The sequence below is a fragment of the Hymenobacter sp. GOD-10R genome, assembly GCF_035609205.1.
GTDB lineage: Bacteria > Bacteroidota > Bacteroidia > Cytophagales > Hymenobacteraceae > Hymenobacter.
On record NZ_CP141186.1, the window covers coordinates 60248 to 75235 of the forward strand.

Sequence of the window (14988 nt, forward strand, 5' to 3'; positions counted from 1 at the left end):
AGAAGAAGAAGGGGATTGTCATTTTAGACGGGCTGGCAGAGCCGCCCCATAGGTTGAGGGATCTTACGCCTTCTCCTTCCTTCTCAATAGCCTCCCTACGGCGGGTAGGCGAACATAGGATAAAGTTGCTTCTCAGACACTTTTTGGAAAAGTGACGATTTTCATGACCTTCCTGTCTTCGTTTAAAATTAGATTTTGCTTTGATAAAGCCGATACCTGCACCTCAATGGGAAACCTCAGAAGCTCGGCAATGGGTTGCCGAGCAATTGAATCTTCCTTATCACACTGGCATGCAGGACTGGCCTTGGGAAGTTGCTGATTCAGAACACTTAGACGATTACCTCCAACTGTACGCCCGTGCTGCTGATGCAGAACGAGTAGTGATTATGGAGATGCTTTTACAAGCCGCTACTGAGCAACCTAACGCTGAGAAATTACGCCTTACTTGGGTGAAAGTAGAAGCACTCCTAAACCAAAACCCTCACTTACATGCCTCCACTGCGCAGTACTGGTGCATCTGGGGTTACAAGGAGCAAGATTTGGACGTGTATGGTTTCTCTGTATCGCCTTACGTGCGAGCTTGGTGGAGAGCTAATTACCCTGTTCTCAACGATTGGACAGAATAATCTTCCAAGTTTTACATGTTAGAAACCACCGTGGCTGTTGCAGAACTCCCAATCGTGAATTTGCTGAATAGAACCCGCGTCTAAAACAGGCTAAAGAGCCCGTCTGCGCCCATCATTTTCCGTAAAAGAGAGCTTCTCTGGAATACAGATAGAGTTCTGCAACAGCCACCACCATTCACAGTATATCAGCTTATTTTAAAGCACCATTAATATGAACAAGTATGCAGAGTGAGGATGGGGTAACGAAGGTTTCCTTCACTTGCAAAACAGTTGGGCCACAAAGAGCAATTCTCTTTGTGGCCCAACTGTTTTGCAAGCAAGAAGTATGTTGACGCATCCAGCGGACGTTGCGGGACCTGCTGCTTCAGTTCACTTAAGCGACTAAGCTGTCAGTTTCGATGTTCCAGAACTTGCCGCTTTCGGGCCGGGCCTGGATGCCGCGGAACAGCCCGGCGGCCGATTGCTCTACTGTAAAGGGGGCGCTGTCGCCGCCCATGCGGGTCTGCACCCAACCTGGGTGCATGGGCGTCACGGTGATGCCGCGCTCGGCCACGCGCTCGGCCAAGATGGCCGCGTACATGTTGATGGCCGCTTTGGAGACGCGATAAGCCGGGCTATCGGGCGCAGCGAAGGCGGGCAGGCCCATCTTGGAAGAGAGGAAGATAATCTGACCGCCGTCGCGCACCAGCGGCAGCATGGGCTCGGTGAAGAGCATGGTGCCGTCCACGTTCGTGGCGAAGGTGTCGCGCAGGAGTTGACGCTCCGGCACGATGGTGCCTAGATCGGAGCCTACGCCGGCGTTGTTTACGAGCACGTCAATGCTTGGTGCCAGCTGGCCGATTGCGGCCACGGCCTGGACGATACTCTCATCGCTGGTTACGTCCAGGGTTACAACGGATAAGTTGGGGTGGCTGAAATCGGCAATCTGGCCCGAGCGGGAGGTGCCGACAACACGGTAGCCTTCGGCCAGCAATTTTTGGGTGAGGGCTAGGCCGATGCCACTATTCGCGCCGGTTACGACGGCCGTTTTAGTTGGGGTAGTCATGGGTAAATGAAAAAATGAAGAAGGTTAGCCAGGCAGGACCTTCAGGGAGTTGGGGTAATCTTCAAATCGGAGAAAAAGCCTTCCGTGCCCACATCAACCCACAGACCGATACCGCCGTTGGCAGCAGGCCCGTGCTTCAGGTCGTTGACGAGTAAGGTAGGCTGCTTGTTATCATTAAGGAATAACTGCGCTTGCGCTTCATGCACCACCAGTCGCAAGCGTATCCATTCATTGAGACCCATATCGGCATATGACTCGTAGGCCCCGGGGGCTTCCTGACGCAGTCGTTCGAAACGATAATCGGGGTACGAGAAGTACTGGACGGAATGATTGCGCTGCAATTGATTGGCCGCCCGTCCATTAACTGGGCGGATATATACGTTTTCGAACTGCGAGTTAGCCGCATTGATTCGAAAGGCGAGACCAATGAAGCCGCGAGCCAACGCCGGAGCACCCGGTAGAAGCCGGCTCAGTACCTTCACCTCAATGGTGCCGTTGTGAAAGCTGCTGCCAATAAGCCGGGCAAAGGTGGCCTCGTCGAACGCCGTCACGGTAGGGCTCTTGGTTACTTTCTGCACTACTTTGCCCGCCAGCTTTTCGCGGGTGGTAAGCACATTGATAGCCTCGAAGCGGTCGGTAGGGGAGGATGTAGGACGCGAGCTACCCAGGCCTAACAAGCTCGCAAAGCAAAGCGTCAGCGGTGTTAAAAATGGCAGAGACATAGGAGAAACAAATAATGCGGTCAAAAAGCAAATACTAGTTGTCGGCTCACGGCCCGAAGCCGCGTTAGGGAATTACGACCAACTTGCCCCCGGCCGCATTGCTGTCCATCAGGTGGTGGGCGGCCACCAGGTCGTCAAGTGAAAAGGTGCGCCCGATGCCGAGCTGCACCCGATCCGCTTCGACGGAGTCGATAAACGCCTGCAGCGCCTCGGCGGGAGCCGTTACCTGACCACTATCATAAATGGTCAGCCCCACCGTGGCCGGGATGAACTCCATCGGGGCAAAGTCGGGAATGGTCCAGCTTTCGGAGAGCATACCCGTCATGCAGCCCACGCCGCCGGGCTTCAGGCTGGTGAGCGTATCGCGCAGGGTGGTGGCCCCCACTAGTTCCAGCGCGCGGTCAACGCCTTGTGGAAACAAGGCCCGCACCTGCTCGCGCAGCTGGCCATCATCGACCAGCACGTGGGCCGCGCCGTTGGCCGTGAGCAGGGCCGCCCGATCAGCACGGCGGGTAGTAGCCAACACCGTGAGGCCATCGAGGTTTGCCAACTGCGTGGCTAGCAGGCCGACGGACGAAGTGCCCCCGCGAATGAGCAACGTCTGACCCGGCTGGATTTGCAGGGCCAAGTGCAGCGAGCCATACGCCGTCTGAAACATCTCCGGGATGGCTCCGAGCTGGGCCCAAGGTAGCCGGCTACGAAAGGGATACAGGATGGTCTTGGGTACGACCGTATACTCGGCATAGCTGCCGTCGAAGTCCCGGCCCAAGCCGCCCATCAGCGCTGCCACCTGCTGGCCGGGCTGATACGTACCCGAAGGATCCTGGACCACTTCGCCGACGCATTCGATGCCGAGCACGCGGGGAAACTGCACGCCCGGCGACAGGCCTTTGCGAGTCATCAGCTCCGAGCGGTTTAGCCCGAAGGCTCGCACCCGGAGCAGCACTTGCCCGGCAGCGGGCACCGGTACTGGCCGCTCTTCCAAGCGAAACTGCTCGGCGGAACCGGGACTATATAAAACAGCTGCTTTCATAACCAAGGGAAAAACAGGAGACAAGACGGATGCGGCCAACGACTTAGCCGCGCTGCCATAGTACATCGACGAAGCGTTGTTGCGCATCGAAAAAGGTGTGTACGGAAAGGAAACGGGCCGTTCGGCCTAGTTCCTCTATTTCCGCCACGCTGTACTTCTGCGATACCTCCATGTAGATGGCCTCACCCGGCGCGAACTCAAACGCGGTGCCGTCATCTAGCGTGACGCGCTGCGCACACTGGCTGATAAGATAGCTTTTGCAGGCTCCCGTGGCCGGGTCACACACCGGGTAGTGCGCGAAGGCGCCTACCTCAAAATTTCCCCCTAGCTCGTCGTTGATGTGCTGGAGCAGGTTCAGGTTGAAGGCGCTGGTGAGGCCCGCCTGGTCATTGTAGGCGGCCAGAATGGTAGCCGGATCTTTTTTCAGGTCGAAGCCCACTAACAGCAGGTTGCCGGGACGCAGCCGCTCGCGCAGCTGCCAGCAAAACGCCCACGCCTCGGCTGGCAGCAGGTTGCCGATGGTGGCGCCGAGAAATAGCACGAGCTTGGGACGCTGGCTGGCCGTCAAGGCCTGGTCTAAAGCTGGTAGATACTCGCCTACAATGCCTTCGATAGCCAGCCCTGGGAGCTGCGGAGCCAACGTGTGGAGCAGGTAGTCCACGCTGCTGGCTGGAATATCAATTGGGATATACTGGTGGATGCAGCCTTGCTGCAAGGCTTCGCGCAACAAATGGACGGTTTTGGAGCCGTCACCAGCCCCTAACTCGACAATGTCGAAGTAACCGAGGCGTTTGGCGCAGGCGCGCACCATAGCCGCGCTGTGGTCGCGTAGCAACTGCTCCTCTGCCCGGCTCAAGTAGTATTCCGGGCAGGCCATAATTTGCCGGAACAGCTCGTCCCCAGCGGCGTTGTAGAAATACTTGGAGGATAAGGTCTTTTGCGAGGCGGACAGGCCCTGCACTACGTCCCGGCGAAAAGCGGATTCCACGATGGTATCGTACATAAAAAAGGACTTAGGGGCCAGCAGATTAGTTGTACCTAGCCAGGCGCAGGCCCGTGAACTGCCAGCGCGCCGGCGCTTGAAAAAAGTTGCGGTACGTGGGGCGGCTGTGGCCTGGCGTGGTGGCCTCGGAAGCCCCTCGCAGAACCAGCTGGTCGACCATGAACTTGCCGTTGTACTCGCCAATGGCACTTTCGGCTTTGGTGAAGCCCGGGTAGGGGAGGTAGGCGCTTTCCGTCCACTCCCAGCGGCTACCCCAGTTAAGCAGTGGCGCGGCTACTTCCCACTCGGCTTCGGTGAGCAGACGCAGGCCGCGCCACTGCGCGTAGGCCCAGGCTTCGTAGTAGCTGAGGTGACACACGGGCTGGCCGAGAGACAGCGGGGCAAGACCCTCGGGCGTGTAGTAGTGCCACTGGCCAGCGAGTTGATGCCAGTAGAGCGGAGCCTGAATTCCCTGCGCCTTCACCCATTCCCAACCGGCCGCGTGCCAGTAACGAAAATCGGCGTACCCCCCGGCCTCGATGAAGGCTAGGTACTCAGCGTTACTGACCAGCTCGCGCTGCAGCTGATAGGCGGGCAGATACACCTTGTGGCGGCCTAGCTCGTTGTCAAAGCAAAAGTCCTCCTGGCCCGTAGCACCAATTTCGTACACGCCTTCCGGCACGCTCACCCACTGCCCGGCTGCCACGTCCGGTACCGCCGGCTTGTCGTAATGCGTGGGATACATGGGCAGCAAGGGGTTGTGGCCCAGGATGTACTTGATGTCCGTGATGAGCAGTTCCTGGTGTTGCTCCTCGTGGTTCAAACCAAGTATCAGCAGCTCGCGCAACGCGGAACTAAAGGCCTGCTCAGTGGTCAGAAACACGCCCATGGCGTCGTCCACGTAGGCACGGTAGCGGCGGACATCGGCTACCGTCGGGCGGCTGAGGTTGCCCCGGTCGGTGCGTACCACGCGGGCCCCAACCGTCTCGTAGTAACTGTTGAACACGTAGTTGTACTGCGCGTTGAAAACCGCGTAGCCCGGCGCGTGGGGCAGCAGCACGAACGTTTCAAAAAACCAAGTGGTGTGCCCCAGGTGCCACTTCGGTGGGCTCACGTCCCCAATGGGCTGCACCACGAAATCCTCCGCTTCCAGTCCCTGGCAAATGGCTTCGGTGCGTGCCCGCAGGTGCTGATACTTTTCTCGTAATGTCATAAAAACAACCGATCAATGCGCGGCCCCAGCCAAAAGCCGGAGCCGCTGCTGCCTACTCCCGTACGCTGTTGAACAGGTAGCGGTAGATTTTCCAGTCTTGGCCTTCCTGGCGCAGCACGAAGAAGTCCCGGCTGGTGCGGGTCACTTCCTGGCCGGTGGTTAGGTCCGTAGTGGCGGTGCGGGCCGTGGCCTGCACGAAGGCATACTCGCCGTTCCCGGTCACCTCCTCCACCGCGTAGCGGATGTGCAGGCGCGACTTGGCGAAGAACTTCTCGCCCTGGCCCGGCAACACGCCGGCGGGCAGCGAGGCCACGCCATTGGGCATAAACACGCCGTCGGCGGTGTAGAGGGCGGGTAGCAGGAGGGGATGAGCCGTATTTAGGGCCTCGGCGTACTGGGCCAGCAGTTGCTCGGCAGCCTGCGTGGGGGAGTGCGGTTGCATAATTCTGGTCTCGGGAGAGGGGAGAAAGCCCACGGCCGAAAACCGGGGCTGGTGAAGATTACTTGGTTAATTCTGGATCAATGATGGCCGCATCGAACTCGGTATTGAGCTTCTTGTAGAGCGGCGTGGGCTCCACGGTCACAAATAGCTCCACGGTGGGGCCGGAAACCAGCTCGAACAGGTGCCCGCCGTGGAGGAGGCCATCGAACGTAGCTAGGTTAACGTGCGTGTGGGCCACCGGCTTGCCGTTGTACACGGCCACGTCGCCCGTTAGCGAGGTCACCTCAATGGGATCGTTGAAGGGGATGACCTTAAAGGCTTTGCGGCCGTAGTCGAACACTCCCACCTTGACCGATAGAGCATCGCCAATGGCCTGGTAGTGCGCGCTCTTGACGTTGTATTTCTGCGCGAACTCCGTCAGGCCCGACACGATTTCGTCGCCCTTCGAGAAAATCAGCACGTAGGTTTTTACCTGCCCGCTGGTGCTTAGCAGCTTTACTTTCATGTTAGGCGCCTTGCCCAGCTCCACGGGCTTGCCGGTGGTGAGCGAGATGTAGTCCTGCGCCTGGGTGGCCAGGGCGCTGCTGGCCACGAGCAAGGCCGTAGCGGCGAGGTGTTGGAAGAAGGAAACGCGCATCGGAGTACTTACTTAATGAACGGTACCACCCCGGCCCACACGGCCGGGAAGTTGCTGAGGAAGGCGCCGTGTCCGGCGTTCGGAATGATGCCGAGCTGGCCGCGGCGTAGGTCCTGGGCCGTGCGGTACATCCGGTCCACGGGGTTGCCTTCGTCCCGGTCGCCGGCCATCACCAGCACCGGGCACTGGATGGACTGCATGAGGGCGCGGTCCACGGTCAGGTGGTTGTACAGGGTGGCCACCTGGGTAAACATCTTGCCCAGGCGCTGCGGCTGAAGCATCAGCGACTGCTGCTGGCGCACGTAGGCGCTGTCGAGGGCCAGGGCCTGCTGGGGGCTGAAGTCGAACTGCCGCTGGCCGGCCGTCACCTCGCTGGCGCCGATGGTGATGAGCTTGCGCACCCGCTCGGGGTACATGCTGGCTAGCTTGTAGCCCGCGAAGCCTCCGTCGCTGAAGCCCAGCACGATGGCGCTGTCGCGGGTGGTGGCCTTGAGGACGGCCAGCACGTCGCCTGCCCGCTGCTCGTAGGTGAGCGGCGCGGTGCCCAACTCCGACTTGCCGTGGCCGCGCGTGGAAATGGCAATCACCTGGTATTTGCGCGAGAGGCTGTCGATGAACTGGTGCATCTCGTAGGTCGAGCCTAGCATGCCGCCGTGCAGCAGCACGAAGGGCCGGCCCTTGCCGTACACCTCGTAGTAAATCTTGGCATCGCCAGCCTGGGCGTAGTGCCCGGCCTTGGGATTATTACCGTACTGAATGGCGCCCTTTGGGGAGGGGGTGGCCTGCATAAAAGCCCGTAGGGGCTTGGCCGGCCGTTGCTGGCCGAAGGCGACAGTGGTTAGGAGAAGAAAGAAAAACAGCAGGTGCCGTGACATAACGAACAGAGAATGGCGAGTGAAAATGATGATGCAAAATTGGGTTTGCCACCCCCCGTCCCGGAATAAACTAGCGTAAGAAATACCCTTAACCTAGGTTAAGCGTTCAGGCTTTGGTAGCCCGGTCTTTGCGGACTTTGCTAAGGAACTCCGGCGTGATGCCGAGATAGGAAGCAATCTGCGTGTTGGGTAAGCGGTTGGCCCAGTGGGGGTACTGCGTTAGGAAGTTTTGATATCGCTCCTCGGCCGTGGCACTGATGCTTTGCAGTATGCGGTTCTGCAGGTCGATGTACCCTCGCTCGACGAGGATGCGAAAGTTGCGGTCGAACTTATGGTAGCGCGTGAACAGGTCGAGCAGATCGTCGCGCTTGATTTGCAGCACCGTCGCCGGCTCCACGGCTTCGATGTACACACGGGTGGGCTGCTCGGCGTAAAAGCTGGCCAAATCGGTGATCCATTCATTTTCCACGGCAAAGAGCAGGTTGTGCTCCTTGCCGCTCTTATCGACGGCGTACAGTTTAAAGCACCCGGCCACTACGAAGCTGGCGTACCGGCACACCTCACCCTCCTGTAATAGGAAGCTCCGGCGCTTCACCTTCCGCTCCGTAAAATGCCGCGTCAACTCCTCTTCTTCTTGTTGAGTGAGGGGAAAATAGTCGTTGCGGAAATACTGGCTGAGCGCCTTGAGCGGAGAAGGAGATGTATCCAAGTTGCTGGCAAAGTAGTAGATGGGTGGCGCCGGGCATAGCGCCGAGTTAGCTGGGTGTTAACCCACCTGAAACGTGCGCATACTGATGCCCCCGAACGTCACGTCCTCAAACGTATGGGTGATAGCCTCGGTTGGGTGGGCCAGGCCGGCGCTGTAAAGTAGCGGCAGGTAGTGATCGAGCGAGGGCACCGCCAGTGCACCGCTGCGGCCGGTTTGTTGGTAGGCCAGCAGGCTCTTGAAGTCGCGCTGGTCGAGTCGGCCCTTCACCCACTGGTCGAACTGCGTGGCCCACTCGAAGGCGCTGTCGTCACCAGCCATGAGCTTAGACATGCTTAGTTGCAGGTTGTGCACCACATTGCCAGAGCCAATGAGTAGCACGCCCCGCTCACGCAGAAACTGGAGTTGCCGGGCAAGGTCAAAGTGCTAGGCCAGCGGCTTGCTGTAGTCGAGGCTGAGTTGCACCACCGGGATGTTGGCCTGTGGGTACAAGTGGTGCAGGATAGACCAGGTGCCGTGGTCAAGGCCCCAGTCGGCCGCGCCGTGTACCTCATGCACGTGCTCCACGATGGCCTGCGCCAAATCGGGCTTGCCCGGTGCGGGGTACTGCATTCGTTCCAGTGCCGGCGGAAAGCCCTCAAAGTCGTGGATGGTCGGGGGGCGCTAGTTGTTGGTCACGAACGTGCCCTTGGTTTGCCAGTGCGCCGAGATGACGACAATGGCCTTGGGCGGCGTGAGGCGTGTGCCTAGCTGGTGCAGGCTACGTGTAAAGGCATTGTCCTCAAGGGCATTCATGGGCGAGCCGTGCCCCACAAACAGCACCGGCATTACAGCCGTGCGCGGCGAAGCGGCAGCGGCAGCAAACAGGTTCTTCAGGTTCCGGGCCGATGGTAGCAACGGAGCCAGGGCCAGCGCTTTGAGAACGGAACGGCGTTGCATGAGGGGCAGAGGAGGGTTGAATCAAAGCCCAAAACTACCCGCCCTAACAGGCCATAACCTTGACCTAGGGTAAGAAAGCACGCCCGGCCGCAAAAAAAAACTGCCCTGCAAGCGTCTGCACCGCCCGTCAAAGGCAATGCAGGCGCGGCAGGGCAGGCTGCTAGTAACTTGCCGGCTTGGGGCCGACTATTTCGTTTTGTTGTACATGTAGCGGGCAATTTTCCACTGGCCCCCTACCTTCTGGAAGACGAACAGCTCGCGGTTCTCTTCCGGCCCGGTCTGGCCGTTGGCGTTGACGGTCGCCGTGCCTTTCGAGGTGGAGCGAACAAAGGCGTTGTTGCCGTTTACCACGATGTCGTCGATGGTGAAGTTGATGTCCAGCTTAATGGCATTGAACACGTACTCGTAGGTGGCTTTCACCTGCTGCTGGCCCACGGCGGTGGGAGCGGCGGGCGGCATCAGCACGGCGTCTTTGGTGTAGAGCGCCACAACTTTGCTCACGTTGGCTTCCTTCAGCGCGTCGCGGTAGGCAGTAATGACTTTCTCGATGGCTGCTTTGTCGTTGTCGGCAACTGTTACCGCAGCAGGTAGCTTATCTGACCGGCCGTTGGCGTGGCTGAAACCAGTGGTTAGAGACAGGAGAAGCGTGGCGGCAATGAGTGAGGATTTCTTCATATAGGGTTGAACGCTAGAAGTTGGATTGAATAGGGCAAAGGTCCCGCACCAGAGCTTGGCAAGCCGTTGAACTAGCGTAAGAAATGGACTTAATCTAGGTTAAGCTTCCTGTCAACAGCCTGCGTTAATACCCTTCCGCATCCGAGGGAAAGGCCCTGCTTTTTACGTCGCTGACGTACTGAGTCACGGCTTGGTGCATCAGGTCGCCCAGCTCGGCGTAACGACGCAGGAAGCGCGGCTTAAATTCTTTGGTGATGCCCAGCACGTCGTGCACCACCAGCACCTGCCCATCTACGTGCGGGCCGGCTCCAATGCCGATGACGGGAATGGTCAGCTGCTCAGCTACCTGCCGGCCTAGCGCGGCTGGAATCTTTTCCAGCACCACGGCGAAGCAGCCCAGTTCCTCGAGTAGCTTGGCATCTTCGAGGAGCTTTTGGGCTTCGGCTTCCTCCTTGGCCCGCACCGTGTAGGTGCCGAATTTATAGATGCTCTGTGGCGTGAGACCCAGGTGGCCCATCACCGGAATACCCGCCGCTAGAATGCGTAGGACGCTGTCCTTAATTTCGGCTCCGCCCTCCAGCTTCAGGCCGTGCGCGCCGCTTTCCTTCATCACGCGCACGGCCGAGCGCAGGGCCTCCGACGAATTGCCTTGGTAGGAGCCGAAGGGCAAGTCCACCGCCACAAAGGCCCGCTGGGTGCCGCGTACCACGCTTTGGGCGTGATAGATCATCTGGTCCAAGGTGATGGGCAGTGTCGTTTCGTGGCCAGCCATGACGTTGGCGGCCGAGTCGCCGACGAGCAATACATCGGTGCCAGCCTCGTCGAGAATCCGGGCCATTGAGTAATCGTAAGCCGTGAGCATGGAAATCTTTTCGCCGCGCTGCTTCATGGCCTGCAACTGGTGGGTGGTAATGAGCTTAACTTCTTTGTGTTGGGACATAGTGCGAGGAGCGGAGCAGAGAATGAAGTAGAAGAGATGATCAAGAACCCGGTACGCCGCCCTACAAGGGCCTTTGCCGGAACGTGACGGCCTGCCGGTGTAGCGGCGGCAGCACCAGCAGCACCACGAGCAGGGCCATAATACCCAGGCTGACCAAGCCGAAGTAATTCAAGCAGTAGCGAAGTAGGGTTTGGGTTTCGAGGGTGCGGGCTAGCAGGCTGGTGGCACCGCGCTGGGCCGTTTCCAAGGCCAGCCCCTTGCCCTGCAAGGTTTGCTGCAGGCCTTGCACGCGGACAGCCACTTCACTGGCGCTGGGCAGCAAATCGGCCCGGAACCGGTCAAGCTGGGCCGTACGCCAGTAGGGCTGCAACACGCTGGTGACGGCCAGTGAGCCTACGAAGCCCAAGTTGCGAAACGCCACCGCCGCGAAGGTGCCCGCTGTGGCCAGCTGCGGCGGCAGCCCGCCCATCGTGAACAAAGCCAGTGGGACCAGCACAACTCCCACGGCCAAGCCCTGCAGCAACATGGGAAGCAGGAAAACGCTTAGCCCCTGCGCCGGTCCAAAGAGCAAGTACATCCACACGTGGTGAGTGAGCAGCAGCACAAATCCCACGACTAGCAGCCGACGCAAGGGCGTACCCAGCAGCACGAAACGAACCACCACACTCACCCCCAGCACAATACCAAGTAGCGTGGCGGCTTGTAGCAGCACCATCTGCCGGGCATCAACGTGCAGTACTCCGGTGAAGTAGGCTGCCGCAATGTTGGTGGTCCCCCGAAAAAAGTAGAACACCATGAACAGCGCCAGCCCCACGCGAAAGGTACGGTAGCGAAACACGCCAAGGTGGATGTAGGGCCGCTTCAGGTGCCATTGCCGCCACCCGAAGGCTCCGCCGCCTACCGTGACTAGCCCCAGCGCTAGCCAAGCCACCGGGCTTTCCAGCCAGTAAAGCTGCTGGCCGTAGGAAGCCAAATAAGATAGCCCCAGCAGCGCGGCACTCAGCAGCACCCAGCTAGGCCACTCCAATTGAGTGAGCGGTAGGCGCCGGCGGGTGCGCACACCATTGAGGAGTAGCAGCAACAGTAGCGCACCGGGCACTACCAGCAGCAGAAATACGTGAAAGAGAGCCGGCACGGGGTAGCGGTCAAGCACCGACCAACTCAGTATGGTGCCCAGCGGTGCCGAGGCCAGCAGTCCCCCGTAGAAAATGGCATAGCCCATGGCCCGGGCCCGGGTGGTATGCAGCCGCGAAAAAATCAGCGACAGCAGCGGCGTGACGATGGTGCAGGCCACGGTGCCCTGCAAAAAGCGCAGCACCAACAGCAGCCGAAAATCGCGCACCCAGCCAGCCAGGCCCACTAATGTCACCAATAATACTACGCTCAACGCCAAGTAGTCGCGCAGGCGCAGGTAGCTACCCAGATGCGGGTCGAAGGGCAGAAACGCCACTAGGCCTGCGTAGTAGAGTAATATCGAAAACTGCACGTCGGCCGGTTCCACCCCGTAGTAGCCCGCCACCTCGGCCGCGCTGCCAGCGTAGAGACCCAGCAGCAGAAACGGTGGCAGCAGCGCCCAAAAGAGTACGGCTCGGATAACCCACTCGGGCACCCACGTCTTGAAAAGCGGCAGTGGTTCAGCTTTTTTCATCAGGTAGCGGAAGTTACTTGGCCACCGTCACGGTGGCGTTCATGCCCGCCGCGAGCTGCGCGGTCTTCGCCGGCTGGTCGATGAGCTGGATGCGGATAGGCAGGCGTTGGATCACCTTGATGAAGTTGCCGGTGGCGTTGTCGGGCGGAAGCAGCGAAAACCGCGCGCCCGTAGCTGGCGACAGCGATTCAATACGACCCGCAAATGTTTGGTCGGGGTAAGCATCGGTAATAATGCGCACCGGCTGTCCTACGTGCAGGTACGATAGCTGGGTCTCCTTGAAATTGGCCGTTATCCACTTGCCCGCTTGCCGGTTCACGATATAGGCCAGCGGCTGCCCAGCCTGAATCAACTGGCCCTCCTGAATGGTCTGACGGCCCATCACGCCGGTGTAGGGCGCCGTCACGATGGTGTAGGAAAGGTCGAGTCGAGCCTTGCGCAGCAGGGCCTGCCGCCGCCGGATTTCGGCTTGCAGCACGGCGCGCTGGCCCTGGCTTTCGTTCACCCGCGAGAGGGACGTCTGGTAGCTGCCGGCTAAAGCTTGGTAGTCGGAGCGGGCTACAGCAAGGGCTGACTGCTGGCGCTCAAACTGCTGGCGCGTCACGGCCTCATCGGCCAGCAGCTGCTGGTAGCGGGCAAAGTCCTGCTCCTGCTGCACCAGCCGGGCCTTAGCCGCGCCAATTTGGCTTTGACTTACTTGGGAGCTGCGTTGCGAGGTTTGCACAGTGCTGGCCAAGTTGAGCAGTTGAGCCTGGGCGTTAGCCAAGGCGGCTTTCGCCTCGGCAACAGGCACCTCGAAGTCGCGGTTATCGAGCACCACCAGCGTGTCGCCAGCCTTCACGGCCTGGTTCTCGGCGTAGCGAATCTGGCGAATATAGCCGCTAACCTTGCTGTTGATTGGATTGATGTATTCTTCCACTTGGGCATCATCGGTGCTTTCGTAGTGGAGCATCTGCCACCCAATGCGGCTGCCCCACACGAGCAGGGCCAGTACCAGCAGGCTGGCTATGGTGGTCGTAATGCGCGCCACGAGGCGATCAGTGCGTTGCGGTGAGGTCGTCGGCTGAATCATAATTTAAAGGAGGCCGATGGCTTTTTGCAATTGATAGTAATGGGTGGCGGCTTGCGTTTGGGCTGTCACCAAGTCGAAGCGGGCTTGCAGGAGCTGGTTGTCCGCGTCGAGCAAGTCGGTGAGCAGCGCCAGTTGGTTAAAGTAAGTGCTGTTCACAATGCGGTAATTCTCGGTGGCCTGCCCGATACTCTGCTCGGCAATGCGGATGCGCTCCAGCGTTTCCTGGTAGCGCACGTAGGCCGTTTTCACTTCTTGGCGCTTGTCATCCAATACTTTTTCCTGGCCAATGCGCTGGTGTTCTATCCCAATTTCAGCGGCCTTCTCAGCGTGGCGGTCCAGCCAGCGGGCCGTAATGTTGTAGGATACCCGCACGCCGACCTCGCCCACGCCGTATATCTGCGACACGTTAGGGAATACCAGCCGATTAGGGTAGGTGTAGGCGTAGCCCGTAAACAACCCCACTTGTGGGCGCTTGCTCACCTTGGTGGCCTCCAGTCGCAGTTCGCTCAGGCGGGTTTGCTGCCTAGCCACCCGTAACTCCGGGGCTTTTGCCTGAGCCTGGTTAAGGTAGTCAGCGTAGGAATTATCCAGCACCGCTACCGGTGGGCTCACTGGAGCGAGTTGGTTGACTTGGTCTTCGGGGGTGCCCAGCAGCAGGTTCAGGCGCTGGTTGGTGAGCGTGAGGGTGTTCCCGATCTCGGTGAGCAACAACTGTTGCCGCGAGAGTTGCAGCTCAGCCCGCAGCAGGTCGCTGCGCAACACCACCCCATTCTTGTACAGCGCTTGAATCTGCTTCAGCCGCTGCTCCGATTCCTTCACGTTGTTAACGGTCAAGGCTTGGTACTCGCGGTTGCGCTGCACGTCCAGGTAAGCGGTGACCACGCGCAGCCGTACTTCACTGGCTGTCAGGGCTAAGTGCTCGGTTTCCAGCACTTCGTTGACGGCCTGAGTGGCAATCTGGTTGTCGATGCGCCCGCCGGTGTACACTTCCCAATCGGCCGCTACGCCGAGGCGGTAAGCGTGGGGACTCGGTGGCACGGCGAGCCGCTCGGGGTTTTGTAGTCCGGCGTAGGGCTCGAAGGCCGTCAAGCCCCCTAGATAGGCGTAGCTGCCACTGGTCGTCACGCGGGGCAGGCGCTCGTTTTGACGATCCTTGACCAGTTCAGCGCTTTGTGCTACCTGCTGCCGCTGCATCTGCACTTCCTTATTGCGCGCAGTGGCCAGCGCCCAGGCCTGCTCCAAGGTCAGAGGTTCGACCGTATTGCCGGCCATTTGCGCGGCCACCAGGTAAGGGACTGCTAGTAAAAAAGCTGCGGCACCTAACCGCAGCCACCTTCGAGAGTTCATGAGGAGTTCTTTGTAACGGCACAAAAGTACGTCCCCACTGCTCGGCTCATTTTATCATATTAGTCATAATCTTGTTCAAACCAGCC

18 protein-coding genes are annotated in these 14988 nt (G+C 59.4%); 1 reads left to right on the forward strand and 17 read right to left on the reverse strand.

Annotation, left to right across the window (positions count from 1 at the left end; translation table 11 throughout):
- Positions 1 to 290: 290 nt before the first annotated feature.
- The gene (locus SD425_RS27895) at positions 291 to 626 is read left to right on the forward strand and encodes a hypothetical protein (RefSeq protein ID WP_324680238.1); all 336 of its coding nucleotides are present in this window, start codon (positions 291 to 293) and stop codon (positions 624 to 626) included.
- Positions 627 to 999: 373 nt separating this feature from the next.
- On the opposite strand, the gene SD425_RS27900 is transcribed toward SD425_RS27895, so the two are convergent.
- From SD425_RS27900 to SD425_RS27975, 17 genes are all read right to left on the reverse strand, one after another.
- Complete coding sequence (locus SD425_RS27900) at positions 1000 to 1671, reverse strand: SDR family NAD(P)-dependent oxidoreductase (RefSeq protein ID WP_324680240.1); 672 nt, start codon at positions 1669 to 1671, stop codon at positions 1000 to 1002.
- A gap of 41 nt (positions 1672 to 1712) precedes the next feature.
- Complete coding sequence (locus SD425_RS27905; protein WP_324680242.1) at positions 1713 to 2393, reverse strand: hypothetical protein; 681 nt, start codon at positions 2391 to 2393, stop codon at positions 1713 to 1715.
- Positions 2394 to 2457: 64 nt separating this feature from the next.
- Positions 2458 to 3513 carry a zinc-binding alcohol dehydrogenase family protein gene (locus SD425_RS27910; protein ID WP_324680244.1) on the reverse strand — a complete coding sequence of 352 codons (1056 nt, stop codon included), beginning with the start codon at positions 3511 to 3513 and terminating at the stop codon, positions 2458 to 2460.
- Entirely contained in the window at positions 3470 to 4429 is a 960-nt protein-coding gene (locus SD425_RS27915; RefSeq protein WP_324680246.1) for an L-histidine N(alpha)-methyltransferase, read from the reverse strand. The genes SD425_RS27910 and SD425_RS27915 overlap by 44 nt, the downstream gene beginning before the upstream one ends.
- A 25-nt stretch (positions 4430 to 4454) precedes the next feature.
- A complete protein-coding gene (egtB, locus tag SD425_RS27920) occupies positions 4455 to 5621 on the reverse strand; it encodes an ergothioneine biosynthesis protein EgtB (RefSeq protein WP_324680249.1) in 1167 nt (388 codons plus the stop codon).
- Between the two features lie 52 nt (positions 5622 to 5673).
- On the reverse strand, positions 5674 to 6063 hold the full coding sequence (locus SD425_RS27925; RefSeq protein WP_324680251.1) for a nuclear transport factor 2 family protein: 390 nt from the start codon (positions 6061 to 6063) through the stop codon (positions 5674 to 5676).
- A 58-nt stretch (positions 6064 to 6121) separates the two neighbouring features.
- A complete protein-coding gene (locus SD425_RS27930) occupies positions 6122 to 6700 on the reverse strand; it encodes a PPC domain-containing DNA-binding protein (RefSeq protein WP_324680253.1) in 579 nt (192 codons plus the stop codon).
- A gap of 8 nt (positions 6701 to 6708) precedes the next feature.
- On the reverse strand, positions 6709 to 7575 hold the full coding sequence (locus SD425_RS27935; protein WP_324680255.1) for an alpha/beta hydrolase: 867 nt from the start codon (positions 7573 to 7575) through the stop codon (positions 6709 to 6711).
- A 106-nt stretch (positions 7576 to 7681) separates the two neighbouring features.
- On the reverse strand, positions 7682 to 8284 hold the full coding sequence (locus SD425_RS27940) for a Crp/Fnr family transcriptional regulator (protein WP_324680257.1): 603 nt from the start codon (positions 8282 to 8284) through the stop codon (positions 7682 to 7684).
- Between the two features lie 57 nt (positions 8285 to 8341).
- Positions 8342 to 8614: a hypothetical protein gene (locus SD425_RS30095; RefSeq protein WP_416381048.1), complete on the reverse strand. Its 273-nt coding sequence runs from the start codon at positions 8612 to 8614 to the stop codon at positions 8342 to 8344.
- Positions 8615 to 8707: 93 nt separating this feature from the next.
- A complete protein-coding gene (locus tag SD425_RS30100; protein ID WP_416381049.1) occupies positions 8708 to 8893 on the reverse strand; it encodes a hypothetical protein in 186 nt (61 codons plus the stop codon).
- A gap of 51 nt (positions 8894 to 8944) precedes the next feature.
- On the reverse strand, positions 8945 to 9220 hold the full coding sequence (locus SD425_RS27950; protein WP_324680259.1) for a hypothetical protein: 276 nt from the start codon (positions 9218 to 9220) through the stop codon (positions 8945 to 8947).
- A 186-nt stretch (positions 9221 to 9406) separates the two neighbouring features.
- On the reverse strand, positions 9407 to 9895 hold the full coding sequence (locus SD425_RS27955) for an SgcJ/EcaC family oxidoreductase (RefSeq protein ID WP_324680261.1): 489 nt from the start codon (positions 9893 to 9895) through the stop codon (positions 9407 to 9409).
- A 124-nt stretch (positions 9896 to 10019) separates the two neighbouring features.
- Positions 10020 to 10835: a 3-methyl-2-oxobutanoate hydroxymethyltransferase gene (gene panB, locus SD425_RS27960; RefSeq protein WP_324680263.1), complete on the reverse strand. Its 816-nt coding sequence runs from the start codon at positions 10833 to 10835 to the stop codon at positions 10020 to 10022.
- Positions 10836 to 10896: 61 nt separating this feature from the next.
- Positions 10897 to 12483, reverse strand: a complete 1587-nt coding sequence (locus SD425_RS27965; RefSeq protein ID WP_324680267.1) for an MFS transporter — start codon at positions 12481 to 12483, stop codon at positions 10897 to 10899.
- Between the two features lie 13 nt (positions 12484 to 12496).
- Complete coding sequence (locus tag SD425_RS27970) at positions 12497 to 13555, reverse strand: HlyD family secretion protein (protein WP_324680269.1); 1059 nt, start codon at positions 13553 to 13555, stop codon at positions 12497 to 12499.
- A gap of 3 nt (positions 13556 to 13558) precedes the next feature.
- Positions 13559 to 14902, reverse strand: coding sequence for a TolC family protein (locus SD425_RS27975; protein ID WP_324680271.1), 1344 nt, complete (start codon positions 14900 to 14902; stop codon positions 13559 to 13561).
- Positions 14903 to 14988: the final 86 nt, after the last annotated feature.

Bases quoted from the DNA above. Each gene is read 5' to 3' on its own strand.
- SD425_RS30100 (WP_416381049.1), bottom strand. From the start codon at position 8,893: ATGCAGTACCCCGCACCGGGCAAGCCCGATTTGGCGCAGGCCATCGTG.
- SD425_RS27915 (WP_324680246.1), bottom strand. From the start codon at position 4,429: ATGTACGATACCATCGTGGAATCCGCTTTTCGCCGGGACGTAGTGCAG.
- panB (WP_324680263.1), bottom strand. From the start codon at position 10,835: ATGTCCCAACACAAAGAAGTTAAGCTCATTACCACCCACCAGTTGCAG.
- SD425_RS27965 (WP_324680267.1), bottom strand. From the start codon at position 12,483: ATGAAAAAAGCTGAACCACTGCCGCTTTTCAAGACGTGGGTGCCCGAG.
- SD425_RS27970 (WP_324680269.1), bottom strand. From the start codon at position 13,555: ATGATTCAGCCGACGACCTCACCGCAACGCACTGATCGCCTCGTGGCG.
- SD425_RS27910 (WP_324680244.1), bottom strand. From the start codon at position 3,513: ATGCGCAACAACGCTTCGTCGATGTACTATGGCAGCGCGGCTAAGTCG.
- SD425_RS27950 (WP_324680259.1), bottom strand. From the start codon at position 9,220: ATGCAACGCCGTTCCGTTCTCAAAGCGCTGGCCCTGGCTCCGTTGCTA.
- SD425_RS27975 (WP_324680271.1), bottom strand. From the start codon at position 14,902: ATGAACTCTCGAAGGTGGCTGCGGTTAGGTGCCGCAGCTTTTTTACTA.
- SD425_RS27955 (WP_324680261.1), bottom strand. From the start codon at position 9,895: ATGAAGAAATCCTCACTCATTGCCGCCACGCTTCTCCTGTCTCTAACC.
- SD425_RS27900 (WP_324680240.1), bottom strand. From the start codon at position 1,671: ATGACTACCCCAACTAAAACGGCCGTCGTAACCGGCGCGAATAGTGGC.
- egtB (WP_324680249.1), bottom strand. From the start codon at position 5,621: ATGACATTACGAGAAAAGTATCAGCACCTGCGGGCACGCACCGAAGCC.
- SD425_RS30095 (WP_416381048.1), bottom strand. From the start codon at position 8,614: ATGTCTAAGCTCATGGCTGGTGACGACAGCGCCTTCGAGTGGGCCACG.
- SD425_RS27935 (WP_324680255.1), bottom strand. From the start codon at position 7,575: ATGTCACGGCACCTGCTGTTTTTCTTTCTTCTCCTAACCACTGTCGCC.
- SD425_RS27905 (WP_324680242.1), bottom strand. From the start codon at position 2,393: ATGTCTCTGCCATTTTTAACACCGCTGACGCTTTGCTTTGCGAGCTTG.
- SD425_RS27895 (WP_324680238.1), top strand. From the start codon at position 291: ATGCAGGACTGGCCTTGGGAAGTTGCTGATTCAGAACACTTAGACGAT.
- SD425_RS27925 (WP_324680251.1), bottom strand. From the start codon at position 6,063: ATGCAACCGCACTCCCCCACGCAGGCTGCCGAGCAACTGCTGGCCCAG.
- SD425_RS27930 (WP_324680253.1), bottom strand. From the start codon at position 6,700: ATGCGCGTTTCCTTCTTCCAACACCTCGCCGCTACGGCCTTGCTCGTG.